Source organism: Micrococcus sp. HMSC31B01, from assembly GCF_001816085.1.
GTDB classification, from domain to species: Bacteria; Actinomycetota; Actinomycetes; order Actinomycetales; family Micrococcaceae; genus Micrococcus; species Micrococcus luteus.
Window position 1 is genome coordinate 1 of sequence record NZ_KV824919.1, and the last position, 12,038, is coordinate 12,038.

12 protein-coding genes are annotated in these 12,038 nt (G+C 72.3%); 3 read left to right on the forward strand and 9 right to left on the reverse strand.

Annotated features, from left to right (window positions below; translation table 11 throughout):
• Positions 1–127: 127 nt before the first annotated feature.
• From rplS to ftsY, 8 genes are all read right to left on the reverse strand, one after another.
• Positions 128–481, reverse strand: a complete 354-nt coding sequence (gene rplS, locus HMPREF3105_RS01565) for a 50S ribosomal protein L19 (protein WP_036340124.1) — start codon at positions 479–481, stop codon at positions 128–130.
• A gap of 248 nt (positions 482–729) precedes the next feature.
• Positions 730–1,476 (reverse strand): tRNA (guanosine(37)-N1)-methyltransferase TrmD, encoded by a 747-nt coding sequence (gene trmD, locus HMPREF3105_RS01570; RefSeq protein WP_036312840.1) that lies wholly within the window; start codon positions 1,474–1,476, stop codon positions 730–732.
• A 3-nt stretch (positions 1,477–1,479) separates the two neighbouring features.
• Positions 1,480–2,067, reverse strand: a complete 588-nt coding sequence (gene rimM, locus HMPREF3105_RS01575; RefSeq protein WP_070708614.1) for a ribosome maturation factor RimM — start codon at positions 2,065–2,067, stop codon at positions 1,480–1,482.
• A gap of 104 nt (positions 2,068–2,171) precedes the next feature.
• Entirely contained in the window at positions 2,172–2,411 is a 240-nt protein-coding gene (locus HMPREF3105_RS01580) for an RNA-binding protein (RefSeq protein WP_029248213.1), read from the reverse strand.
• Between the two features lie 2 nt (positions 2,412–2,413).
• Positions 2,414–2,851 carry a 30S ribosomal protein S16 gene (rpsP, locus tag HMPREF3105_RS01585; RefSeq protein ID WP_036340115.1) on the reverse strand — a complete coding sequence of 146 codons (438 nt, stop codon included), beginning with the start codon at positions 2,849–2,851 and terminating at the stop codon, positions 2,414–2,416.
• Between the two features lie 200 nt (positions 2,852–3,051).
• On the reverse strand, positions 3,052–4,638 hold the full coding sequence (gene ffh / locus HMPREF3105_RS01590) for a signal recognition particle protein (protein ID WP_020628323.1): 1,587 nt from the start codon (positions 4,636–4,638) through the stop codon (positions 3,052–3,054).
• A 123-nt stretch (positions 4,639–4,761) separates the two neighbouring features.
• Entirely contained in the window at positions 4,762–6,024 is a 1,263-nt protein-coding gene (locus tag HMPREF3105_RS01595) for an ammonium transporter (protein ID WP_070708615.1), read from the reverse strand.
• 194 nt (positions 6,025–6,218) lie between these two features.
• A complete protein-coding gene (ftsY, locus tag HMPREF3105_RS01600) occupies positions 6,219–7,427 on the reverse strand; it encodes a signal recognition particle-docking protein FtsY (protein WP_189338149.1) in 1,209 nt (402 codons plus the stop codon).
• Positions 7,428–7,498: 71 nt separating this feature from the next.
• On the opposite strand from ftsY, the gene HMPREF3105_RS13750 reads away from it, so the two are divergent.
• Entirely contained in the window at positions 7,499–8,803 is a 1,305-nt protein-coding gene (locus HMPREF3105_RS13750; RefSeq protein ID WP_063190365.1) for an MFS transporter, read from the forward strand.
• 68 nt (positions 8,804–8,871) lie between these two features.
• On the opposite strand, the gene wecB is transcribed toward HMPREF3105_RS13750, so the two are convergent.
• Positions 8,872–10,026, reverse strand: coding sequence for a non-hydrolyzing UDP-N-acetylglucosamine 2-epimerase (wecB, locus tag HMPREF3105_RS01610; RefSeq protein ID WP_070708617.1), 1,155 nt, complete (start codon positions 10,024–10,026; stop codon positions 8,872–8,874).
• 177 nt (positions 10,027–10,203) lie between these two features.
• Between wecB and HMPREF3105_RS01615 the strand changes: the two genes are divergently transcribed.
• Together HMPREF3105_RS01615 and HMPREF3105_RS01620 are read left to right on the forward strand one after the other, a co-directional pair.
• Positions 10,204–11,091, forward strand: coding sequence for an ABC transporter permease (locus HMPREF3105_RS01615; RefSeq protein ID WP_070708618.1), 888 nt, complete (start codon positions 10,204–10,206; stop codon positions 11,089–11,091).
• Positions 11,088–11,963, forward strand: a complete 876-nt coding sequence (locus HMPREF3105_RS01620) for an ABC transporter ATP-binding protein (RefSeq protein ID WP_070708619.1) — start codon at positions 11,088–11,090, stop codon at positions 11,961–11,963. The genes HMPREF3105_RS01615 and HMPREF3105_RS01620 overlap by 4 nt, the downstream gene beginning before the upstream one ends.
• Positions 11,964–12,038 lie beyond the last annotated feature (75 nt).

Sequence of the window (12,038 nt, forward strand, 5' to 3'; positions counted from 1 at the left end):
CGGGGGCCGCCGTCGGGCCCGAGGAGGAGCCGGCCCCGGACGCGACGGAGCCCCGTGACCGGCGGGGGTCACGGGGCTCCGAGGTGCGCATGGGTCGATCACCGGTCGGCGGGGCCGACCGGGATGATCACTTGGCGTCGACGCGCTTCTCGCGGATGCGGGCGGCCTTGCCGTGGCGGTCGCGCATGTAGTACAGCTTCGCGCGGCGCACGTCGCCCTTGGTGACGACCTCGATCTTGTCGATGACCGGGGAGTGCACCGGGAACACGCGCTCCACGCCGACACCGAAGGACACCTTGCGGACGCGGAAGGTCTCGCGCACGCCGTAGCCCTGACGGCCCATGACGTAGCCCTGGAACACCTGGACGCGGGCAGTCTTGCCCTCGATGATGTTCACGTGCACCTTGACGGTGTCGCCGGGGGCGAACTCCGGGATGTCGTCGCGCAGCGTCTTCTTGTCGAACGAGTCGAGAATGTGCATGTCGTCTCTCCTGGCGGATGCCACAGGTCAACCGCGTGGTAGGCGGGCGCACGGCCCGTCCACGTCCGCATGACGAGGGGGCCGGGTCCCGAGCCGAGGGCCGGGCTCCGCACGTGGGGTGCGGTCCCGGGGTCCGATCCGTTGACGCGCGCCCCCTGTGGCAGGTCGGGCGTCCGGCGGACACGAGGACCCATTATGCCACAGCCGACGACGTCGCGACGCCCCTCCAGCCCGTCGGGCGTGGCGGGTCAGTCCTCGGAGTCGTACGCCGCCCACAGGTCCGGACGTCGCTCGCGCGTGCGCTCCTCCTGCTGGGCCCGACGCCAGGCCGCGACCTTGCCGTGGTCGCCCGAGAGCAGCACGGGCGGCACCGCACGGCCCCGCCAGTCCGCGGGCTTGGTGTAGACCGGGTACTCCAGCAGGCCGTCCTCGTGGGACTCCTCGACGAGCGAGGCCGGGTTGCCCACGACGCCCGGCACGAGGCGGCCGACGGCCTCGATCATCGCCAGCGCCGCGACCTCGCCGCCGTTGAGCACGTAGTCGCCCAGCGAGACCAGCCGCACCTCGAAGAGCTCCTCGGCCCAGCCGAAGACGCGCTCGTCGATCCCCTCGTAGCGGCCGCACGCGATCGCCACGTGCTCCCGGCCCGCCAGTTCCCGGGCGAACCGCTGGGTGAAGCGCTCCCCCGAGGGCGTCGGCACGAGCAGCACGGGGCGGTCCCCCGGCTCCGCCGACGACGACTCGGCGGGGGCCGGTGACACGGGCCCCTGGGCCGCCACGTGCTCGAGCGCGAGCGCCCACGGCTCCGGTTTCATCACCATGCCGGCGCCGCCGCCGTAGGGCGTGTCGTCCACGGTGCGGTGCCGGTCGACGGTGAAGTCGCGCAGGTCGTGGACGTGCACGTCCACGAGGCCCTCGCGGCGGGCACGGCCCAGCAGCGAGACGTCGAGCACCGCGAGGTACTCGGGGAAGATCGTGACGACGTCGAAGCGCACCGCTCAGTCCTCCGCATCCGCATCGGCGGGCCCGTCTACGGCGCCCTCCTCGACGCCGGTGGCGAGCTCGAGCAGCCCCGGCGGCGGGGTCAGCACGAGCACGCCGGCCTCGGGGTCGATCTCCGGGACGATCTCCTCGACGAAGGGCACCAGGGCCTCCTCCTCGACGCCGTCCAACGCGACGTGCAGCAGATCCTGGACCGCCCCGGTGGTCAGGGCCGTGACGACGCCGACGCGCTCGCCCTCGACCCGCACCTCGAGGTCCACGAGGTCCTCCTCGTACCACTCGTCGGACTCCTCGGGCGCGGCGGGAACGGCGAACAGCTGGGCGCCGCGCAGGGTCTCGGCGACGTTGCGGTCCGGCGACTCGCCGAAGCCGACCACGAGGATCTGCTTGTTCCACCGGGCCCGGGTGACGGTGAGCTCCGCCGGAAGGCCCGGGGCGCCGTCGCGCACCACGAGGCGCTCGCCGGGGGCGAAGCGGGCGTCCGGGTCGTCGGTGAAGACCTGCACGGTCACCTCGCCGCGGATGCCGTGCGGCTTGCCGATGCGGGCGACGCGGACGAGGTCGTCCTGGGCTGCGGGACTCATGGGCTCTCCTGGGTGGGACGGTCGGTGGCGGGAGGGGGCGGGGCCGCAGACGACGACGGCCCGCCGGCCCGGTGAGGGGCGGGCGGGCCGTGCGTCACGGGCCGTCAGGAGCGGCGGTCGGTCTCCACCACGTCCACGCGGACGGGGTGGCCGGCCAGGCCGTCCAGCACGGTGCGCAACGCGGTGGCGGTGCGACCCTGGCGGCCGATCACGCGACCCAGGTCCTCGGGGGCCACGCGGACCTCCAGCATGTCGCCGCGCCGCTGGGAGCGGGCGTCCACGCGGACCGCCTCGGGCGTGTCCACGATGCCGCGCACCAGGTGCTCGAGGGCCTCGGTCAGCATGGTCACTCGGACTTCTCGGCGTCCTCGGCCGGGGCCTCAGCGGCCGGAGCCTCGGCGGCCTGCTCGGACTCGGCCGGGGCCTCCTCCTGCTTCGGCTCCTCCGGCAGGATGACCGAGCCCTTCTCGGGGGCCACGAAGGCCTCCTTCTCGGACTTGGACTTCAGGGTGCCCTCGGCGCCCGACTCGCCCTTGAACTTCTGCCAGTCACCGGTGACCTTCAGCAGCGCGGCGACCTGCTCGGTCGGCTGGGCGCCGACGGAGAGCCAGTACTGAGCGCGCTCCGAGTCGATCTCGATGAACGAGGGCTCCTCGGTGGGGTGGTACTTGCCGATCTCCTCGATGGCACGGCCATCGCGGCGGGTGCGCGAGTCCATGACGACGACGCGGTAGAACGGGGCGCGGATCTTGCCGAACCGCTTCAGACGAATCTTGACAGCCACGAGTGTGGTTCTCCTTCAGTGGATCTGGGGGGCCGGGGCACGACGCCGCGTGGGGGCAGCGGGCGTCGACGACCTGGCACACGGAACGGAGCGCAGCGGAGGATAGAGGGTCGTCCGGGCTCACGCTCAGTACCGTGCCATTCTGCCAGATCGGGCGGGCCGGTGCACACCCGGCGCGCCGCGACCGAGCAGCGGGCGGCTCAGCGGTCCTTGAGGTACTTCTCGAAGCCCGCCGGCAGGTTGAGGGTGGACGGGTCGAAGCCCTCCATGCCCGCGCCGTCGCGGCCGAACACCGCCCCGGCCTGCGCCTGGGCGGCGCGGGCGCGCCGCTCCTCGATCGCCTTGCGCTCGGCCGCGGCCTTGGCCGGGTTGCCGGACTTCACGCGATCGCGCTTCGCGTTCTTGCCCTTGCCCTTCGTCTTGCGGGAGGCGCCGCCCGGCATCCCGGGCATGCCCGGGATGCCACCGCCGGCGGCCATGCGCTTCATCATCTTCTGCGCCTCGGCGAAGCGCTCGAGCAGGCCGTTGACCTCGGACACGCTCACGCCCGAACCGCGGGCGATGCGGGCACGGCGCGAACCGTTGATGATCTTGGGGGCCACGCGCTCGTGCGGGGTCATCGAGTGGATGATCGCCTCGACGCGGCCGATCGACGACTCGTCGAACTGCTCGAGCTGCTGCCGCATGCCCTGGGCACCCGGCATCATCATGAGCATCTTCTTCAGCGAGCCCATCTTCTTGAGCTGCTGCATCTGGGCGAGGAAGTCGTCGAGGGTGAAGTCCTCCTGGTCCGCGAACTTGCGGGCCATCTTCTCGGCCTCGCTGCGGTCCCAGTTCTGCTCGGCCTGCTCGATCAGGGAGAGCACGTCGCCCATGTCGAGGATGCGCGAGGCCATGCGGTCCGGGTGGAAGACCTCGAAGTCCTTCAGGCCCTCGCCCGTGGAGGCGAACATGATCGGCTTGCCGGTCACGTGGCGGACGGACAGCGCGGCGCCGCCGCGCGCGTCGCCGTCGAGCTTGGTGAGCACGACGCCGGTGAAGCCGACGCCCTCGTTGAACGCCTGGGCCGTGGCCACGGCGTCCTGGCCGATCATCGCGTCGATGACGAAGAGCACCTCGTCCGGGTCCACGGCGGCGCGGATGTCCGCGGCCTGCTGCATGAGCTCGGCGTCCACGCCGAGGCGGCCGGCGGTGTCGATGATGACCACGTCGTGGTACTTCGTGTTGGCCTCGGCGACGCCGTCGCGGGCCACCTGCACCGGGTCGCCCGTGGCGGCCTCGAACTCGGAGGAGACGCCGGGGTGCGGCGCGTAGACCGGGACGCCGGCGCGCTCGCCGCCGACCTGCAGCTGCTTCACGGCGTTCGGGCGCTGGAGGTCGCAGGCCACGAGCAGCGGGGTGTGGCCCTGGGACTTGAGCAGGTGGGCGAGCTTGCCGGCGAGGGTCGTCTTGCCGGCGCCCTGCAGGCCCACGAGCATGATGACGGTGGTGCCCGTCTTGGCGTGCTGGATGCGCCGGGTCTCGCCGCCGAGGATGCCCACGAGCTCCTCGTTGACGATCTTCACGACCTGCTGGCCCGGGTTCAGGGCCTGGGCCACCTCGGCTCCGAGGGCGCGCTCCTTGATCTGCGCGATGAACTGGCGGACCACGGGCACGGCGACGTCGGCGTCCAGGAGGGCGCGGCGGATCTCGCGTGCGGTGGCGTCGATGTCCGCCTCGCTCAGCCGCCCCTTGCCCTTGAGGCTGCGGAAGGTGGCTGTGAGGCGGTCGGACAGGGAGTTGAACACGGCGGGTGTGATCCTTCGAAGCGGGGTCGACTGATCCGGACGCGGTCGGTCGCGGGCGCCGCGGCATCCACCGCGGCGCCCGCCAAGCCTAGCAACCGACCGGCCTCACCCGTCCGCCGCGGCTCACCGCGCCTCGGCGGGGACGGGCACCCCGCCGAAGCCGACGTCGTAGGCCGACTCGTCGTGCAGGGTCAGATCGACGCCCCGCTCCTCGTCCTCCTTGCTCACCCGCAGGCCCATGGTCCCGCGCAGGACCAGGGCGATGGCGGTGGTCACCACGGCGGTGAAGACCACGGCGACGAGCACGGCCACCGTCTGGGCCACCAGGAGACCGGCGTCTCCGCCGTAGAACAGGCCCGCCCTGCCCTCGCCCGGCAGGGCGAAGAAGCCGATCAGCACGGTGCCCAGGATGCCGGAGGTGAGGTGCACGCCGACGACGTCGAGCGAATCGTCGAAGCCGAGGCGGTACTTGAGGTTGACCGCGAGCGCGCTGGCCGCACCGGAGACCAGGCCGATCACCACGGCCCCCAGGGGGCTCACATAGGCGCACGCGGGCGTGATGGCGACCAGGCCCGAGACGATCCCGGACGCGGTGCCGATCGAGGTCGGCCGGCCGCGGCGCAGCCACTCCACGAACACCCAGCCGAGCATGCCGGCGGCGCCGGCGGCGAGGGTGTCCACCCAGATCAGTCCGAGCTCGTCGACGCCGCCCGCCGCGCCCCCGTTGAACCCGAACCAGCCGAACCAGAGCAGGGCCGCGCCGAGCATGGTGAACGGGACGTTGTGCGGCCGGTGGCCGGGGTCCACGCCGAAGCCGTGGCGCTTGCCCAGCAGCAGCGCGAGCACGAGGGCGGCCACGCCGGCGCTGATGTGCACCACGAGGCCACCGGCGAAGTCGAGGGCCTCCCCCAGGCGGGCGCCGATGGCGCCGTCCTCGGAGAGGAGCCCGCCGCCCCACACCATGTAGGCCAGCGGGGCGTAGACGACGGTGGTCCAGACGGGCACGAAGACGCACCACGTGACGAACTTGAACCGGTCGGCCACCGCGCCGGAGATGAGGGCGACCGCGATGATCGCGAAGGTGGCGCCGTAGGCCGCGGCGACGAGCCCGCCCTCGGCCATCGTGCCGGTCAGCCCGAGGTCACCGGCGGGGTTCCCCACCACCCCGGCCCACCCGTCGCCGCCGGTCATCCCGTGGACCCACAGGACCCAGACGACTCCGACGAGGCCCATCGAGACGAAGGACATCATGATCATGTTGAGCGAGGACTTCGCGCGGGTCATGCCGCCGTAGAAGATGGCCAGTCCGGGTGTCATGAGCAGGACCATCGCCGCGCTCGTCACCATCCACACTGTCCCTGCGTCCAGGACGTTCGACTCCTCCATGGGGGTCTCCTTCGGTCCGGGCCGCGAGCCGGGGGCGAACGCCCGTCCCGCGGCGTCGCTGCCCGGCCCCGATCGGGGCCGATGGAGGGACGATACCGGAGGAGTGGGCCACGCCACACGTCGATGACGTCTCCGTGACTGAACAGGGCCCCTCCCGACGTCGTCGGGAGGGGCCCTGGACCGGGTGCGGGACGTCAGTCGGTCAGCAGTGCGTCCACGAAGCCCTCGGCGGTGAACGGTGCGAGGTCATCGGGGCCCTCGCCGAGGCCGATCAGCTTGACGGGCACGCCGAGCTGGCGCTGGATGGCGATCACGATGCCGCCCTTGGCGGTGCCGTCCAGCTTGGTCAGCACGATGCCGGTGACGTCCACGACCTCGGCGAACACCTTCGCCTGGGTCAGGCCGTTCTGGCCCGTGGTGGCGTCGAGCACGAGCAGGACCTCGTCCACCTCGGCCTGCTTCTCGATGACGCGCTTGATCTTGCCGAGCTCGTCCATGAGGTTGGCCTTGTTCTGCAGGCGGCCCGCGGTGTCCACGAGCACGACGTCGACGCCCTCGGCGATGCCGAGCTCCACGGCCTCGAAGGCGACGGACGCCGGGTCGGCGCCCTCCTTCTCGGAGCGGACGGTCTCGACGCCCACGCGGGCGCCCCACGTGGCGAGCTGCTCGGCGGCGGCGGCGCGGAAGGTGTCGGCGGCGCCGAGCACGACGGTGCGGTCCTCCGCCACGAGCACACGGGCGAGCTTGCCCACGGTGGTGGTCTTGCCGACGCCGTTGACGCCCACGACCATGGTCACGGCGGGGCGGTCGCCCTTGCGGGTCGCGGCGAGACGGCGGTCCATCGAGGGGTCCACCATCGCCACGAGCTCCTCGCGCAGCAGGGTGCGCACCTGCTCGGGGTCACGCGTGCCCTCGACCGTGACGCGGGCCTTGAGGCGGTCGACGAGCTCCAGGGTGGGCTCGGTGCCGAGGTCCGCCATCAGCAGCGTCTCCTCGATCTCGTCCCACACGTCGTCGTCGATGCGGTCCTGGGACAGCAGCGCCAGCAGGCCCTTGCCGAAGACGTTGTTGGACTTGAGCAGGCGGGCCCGCAGGCGGGCCAGGCGCGAGCCGGCGGCCTCGGGCCGCTCGTACTCGGGCTTCGCCGGGGCGGGCTCCACCTCCTCGACGACGGCGGGCTCCGGCTCGGCGACGACGGCCGGCGCCTCGTCGACCTCGGGGCGCTCCAGGACGGCGGTGGACCCCGACGGGGCCGCGTGCCGCGGACTCGGGCGCGGGTCGTCCGCGTCCCGCACTCCCTGGTACGAGCCCTTCGGCGGGGCGGGGCGCCGATCCAGCAGGCCGACGAGCACGCCGCCCAGCAGCAGGGCGGCCACGACTGAGACTATGAGCACGATTTCCACGGGCCCAGTCTGTCACACGGGCCGTCGCCCGCCCCGGGCCGCACACCCGGCGCCGTGCGAAGATGGCGGTCATGCCGTCGTCGTCCGCCCGCTCCTCGCGGGTCCCCCTGCCCCGTGAGATCAAGGTCCTCGTCGCCGCCGCGTTCATCATCGCGATCGGCTTCGGCATCATCGCCCCGCTGCTGCCGCAGTACGCGGCGACGTTCGACGCGTCCGCCGTCGGGGTGGCCGCCGTCGTGTCCGCGTTCGGGCTGACCCGCCTCCTGTTCGCCCCGGTCTCCGGCAAGCTGACGAACCGGCTCGGCGAGACGCCCGTGTACATGACGGGCGTGCTGATCGTGGCCGCGTCCATGTTCCTGGTGGCCTTCGCGCAGACCTTCCCGCAGCTGCTCCTCTTCCGGGCGCTCGGCGGCGTCGGCTCCACCCTCTTCACCGTGTCCGCCATGGCGTTCCTGGCCCGCAAGTCCCCGCCCACGATGCGCGGCCGGATCTCGGGCGCCTACGCGTCCGCGTTCCTGATCGGCAACATCGTGGGTCCGATCGTGGGCTCCGCCCTGTCCGTGTTCGGGTACCGGGCCCCGTTCCTCATCTACGGCAGCTCCCTGGTGGTGGCGGCGGCCCTCGTGTTCTTCCTGCTCAAGGACACCCGGCTCGCGGACCGCGCCGTCCGCGACGTCCGCCCCGCCATGCCGGTCCGGGAGGCCCTGTCCAACCCGTCCTACCGGGCCGCGCTGGTCTCCTTCTTCGCCAACGGCTGGGCGACGTTCGGTGTGCGCAACTCGGTGATGCCCCTGTTCGCGGCCACCGCGTTCGCCGGCACGGGCCTGCTCGGCTGGCAGGTGGACGGGGCGATGATGGCGGGCCTGGCCCTGTCCGTGTTCGCGCTGGGCAACGTGGTGGCCGTGTCGTTCAGCTCCCGGCTCTCCGACGTGCACGGACGCAAGCCCCTGATCCTCACGGGTCTGCTCGTGATGGCCGTGACCACGGGCGCCATCGGCTGGGTCGGCACTCCGTCGCTGTTCCTGATCGCCTGCTTGGTCTCCGGCGCGGGCACGGGCATCCTGAACGCCCCGCAGCAGGCGGCGATCGCCGACGTCGTGGGCCAGGACCGGCGCTCCGGCTCGGTCATGTCCTCGGCTCAGATGTCCGCGGACCTGGGAGCGATCGTCGGCCCGCTGGCGGCCGGCCTGGTGGTCGACGTCGCCGGCTACGGCTGGGCGTTCGTGGTCACCGGTGCCGTGATCCTCCTGGGCGCGATCGCGTGGTGGCGGGCGCCCGAGACCAACCTGCCCGTGGTGCCGGGCGGGCCGCGCACCGGCGCCCTTCCGAAGATCGAGCCCGAGGACGCGCGCCCGCCGCACCGCGAGGACGGCTGAGCCGCCCCTCCCGGAACGCTCGAGGCCGCCCTCCCCGACGGGGAGGACGGCCTCGTGCGCGTGGCGGGTCAGCCGCGGTCGTCCGGGGCGAACTCCGGCATGCGCTCGCCCACGCCGAGCAGCTCGGCGATCGCGGAGACGGTGCGCTCTGCCGCGCGGCCGTCGCCGTAGGGGTTCACCGCCTGGGACATCGCGCTGTACGCGGCCTCGTCCGTCAGCAGGCGGGTGACCTCGGTGACCACGACCTCCTCGTCCGTGCCGATCAGACGCACGGTGCCGGCGGTCACGGCCTCGGGACGCTCGGTGTTCTCGCGCATCACGAGGACGGGCTTGCCCAGCGACGGGGCCTCCTCCTGGACGCCGCCGGAGTCCGTCAGCACGACGGTGGCCACCGACAGCAGGTGGGTGAACTCGCCGTAGGCCAGGGGCTCGGTCACGAGCACGTTCTCGCGGCCCTCGATCTCCGGCAGGATCGCCTCGCGCACCACCGGGTTGCGATGCGCCGGCAGGACGAAGGTGACCTCCGGGTGGTCCGCGGCCAGGCGGGCCAGGGCGCGCCCGACGCCGCGCATCGCGTCGCCCTGGTTCTCGCGCCGGTGGGTGGTCACCAGGACGACGCGACGGCCGGACGCCTCCAGCCCGGCCAGACGCTCGTCCTCGAACGGCACCTGGTGGCTGACGGCCTCCAGCAGCGCGTCGATCACGGTGTTGCCCGTGACGTAGACGTCCTCCGGGGCCACGGCCTCACGCAGCAGGTTGTCCCGGCTCACGGTGGTCGGGGGCAGGTGCAGCGCCGAGATCTGGCTGGTGATCTTGCGGTTGGCCTCCTCCGGGAACGGGGAGAGGATGTCGAAGCTGCGCAGGCCCGCCTCGGCGTGGACCACGGGGATGCCGCGGTTGAAGGCGGCGACGGCGCCCGCCGTCGAGGTCGTGGTGTCGCCCTGGACGACGACGGCGTCCGGCCGCTCCTGCTCGAGGACGGCGTCGAGCCCGTCGAGGGTGCGGGCGAACACCCCGTTGAGGGTCTGGCGGGGCTGGATGATGTTCAGGTCGTGGTCCGGGACAATGCCGAACAGCTCATTGACCTGGTCCAGCATCTCGCGGTGCTGCCCCGTGACGGTCACCACGCACTCGAACCGCTCGTCAGCCTGCAGCGCCTTGACGATGGGGGCCACCTTGATGGCCTCCGGGCGGGTTCCGTAGATGGGCATGACCTTGGGCACAGTTGCTCCTCTTGACTGGACGACCGACCGCGGCCGCGGCCCGATCAGGCTCGACGCGGGCGCGAGCTGTCGCCAGTCTACTGACGGCGCCGCGGCACCGCCGGTTGCTAGAGTGGCGACTCGCGGCGGGCCGCCCCGGCCCGCCTTCCCGCCTGCATGAAGAGAGGCCGCGACGGCATGGCAGACACCGGCGATCCCCGCGTCCCGAGCGGCACCGCGGTCCTCACCGTGGACGGAGCCACCCTGCGCCGAGTGGGCGCCCGCCCGGGCCTGGCGCGCTACCTGGCCTCCCTCTGGGAGTACCGCTCGTTCATCCTGTTCGACTCCCGCTCCCGGATCGCCGGGGCGAACTCCGTCAACGCGCTCGGCCGCGTCTGGATGGTCCTCAACCCGATCCTCGACGGCGCGGCGTACTTCCTCGTGTTCGGGCTGCTGCTGGGCACCGGCCGTGGCGTGCCGAACTTCCTCGGCTACCTGATCATCGGCGTGTTCCTGTTCCGCTACACCTCGAGCGCGATCACGGCGGGGTCGCGTTCGATCTCGACCAACCTCTCCATCGTCCGCGCCTTCCGCTTCCCGCGGGCCACCCTGCCGATCGCGACGAACATCCGCGAGCTGATGCTCTTCGGCCCGACACTGGTGGTGATGCTGGTGCTGGTCCTGGCCATCCCGCCGATGGAGCAGATCACGTGGCGCTGGCTGCTGCTGATCCCGCTGTTGGCGCTGCAGACGCTGTTCAACGTCGGCGCCTCCCTCCTGCTGGCCCGCTACGTGGCCCGCTGGTCCGACCTGTCCAACCTCATCGCGTTCGGCACCCGGATCTGGCTCTACGTCTCCGCCGTGTTCTTCAGCGCCGACCGCTTCGCGGACATCCCGCCGTTGATGACCGCCATGCATCTGAACCCGCTGTTCTGCGTCCTGGACATCGCGCGACAGTCCCTGCTGTACGCCTCCGACGCGGACCCCATGCGGTGGATCGTCCTCGCGGCGTGGACGGCGGCCCTGCTCGTGGTGGGGACCGTGGTGTTCTGGCGCGCCGAGGAGACCTACGGGGAGGAACGATGAGCGCGGAGCCGCTGACTCCCTCCGTCGTCGTCGACGAGGCGTCCATGACCTACCGCGTCCTCTCGGCCGAAGCGGTCCAGCCCCGCCGGGGCCTGCGGGGTCGGGTCCGCGCCGCCCGCGGCGTGCGCACCACGGAGGTCCAGGCGCTGCAGCCGCTGTCGTTCGTGGTGGGGCGCGGCGAGTCCGTGGGCGTGATCGGCACGAACGGGTCCGGCAAGTCCACCCTGATGAAGCTCATCACCGGCCAGATGCGCCCGACCACCGGCCACATCTACGCGACCTCCACGCCCGTGATGCTGGGCGTCAACGCCGCGCTCGTGCGCCAGGTCTCCGGTGAGGACAACATCCGTCTGGGCTGCCTGGCGATGGGGATGTCCCGCGCGGAGGCGGAAGCCAAGCGGGACGCCGTCGTCGCCCTGTCCGGCCTCGACGACCACGCGCTCCAGCTGCCGCTCAAGGCGTACTCCTCGGGCATGGCCGCGCGCCTGCAGTTCGCGATCGCCACCTCGGTGGACCCGGACATCCTCGTGATCGACGAGGCGCTCAACACGGGCGACGCCCAGTTCCGGGAGCGCACGCGCCAGCGGCTCGACGAGCTGCGCGAGCAGGCCGGCTGCGTGTTCCTGGTCAGCCACTCCCTCAGCACCATCCAGGAGATGTGCCAGCGCGTGATCTGGATCGAGCGGGGCGTCCTGACGATGGACGGCAGCCCTCGCGCGGTGACGCGCGGCTACAACCTCTACGCCCGGGCCATGGCCCAGGGGCGCACCGAGGAAGCCCAGGAGATGCTCGAGCGCAAGCGGTCGGAGCTCGTGCGGGAGCGCATCGCGTGGACCGGCGGCGAACGGCCCACCGGGATCACCGCGCTGTGAACGTGGCCGGGGCGCGGCTGCGTCGCTGGGCGGGTCGGGCCCGCGTCGTGGGCGAGCGGGCGGTCGTCACGGCCG

Bases quoted from the DNA above. Each gene is read 5' to 3' on its own strand.
- rplS (WP_036340124.1), bottom strand. From the start codon at position 481: ATGCACATTCTCGACTCGTTCGACAAGAAGACGCTGCGCGACGACATC.
- rimM (WP_070708614.1), bottom strand. From the start codon at position 2,067: ATGAGTCCCGCAGCCCAGGACGACCTCGTCCGCGTCGCCCGCATCGGC.
- HMPREF3105_RS01580 (WP_029248213.1), bottom strand. From the start codon at position 2,411: ATGCTGACCGAGGCCCTCGAGCACCTGGTGCGCGGCATCGTGGACACG.
- HMPREF3105_RS01595 (WP_070708615.1), bottom strand. From the start codon at position 6,024: ATGGAGGAGTCGAACGTCCTGGACGCAGGGACAGTGTGGATGGTGACG.
- HMPREF3105_RS13750 (WP_063190365.1), top strand. From the start codon at position 7,499: ATGCCGTCGTCGTCCGCCCGCTCCTCGCGGGTCCCCCTGCCCCGTGAG.
- HMPREF3105_RS01615 (WP_070708618.1), top strand. From the start codon at position 10,204: ATGGCAGACACCGGCGATCCCCGCGTCCCGAGCGGCACCGCGGTCCTC.
- HMPREF3105_RS01620 (WP_070708619.1), top strand. From the start codon at position 11,088: ATGAGCGCGGAGCCGCTGACTCCCTCCGTCGTCGTCGACGAGGCGTCC.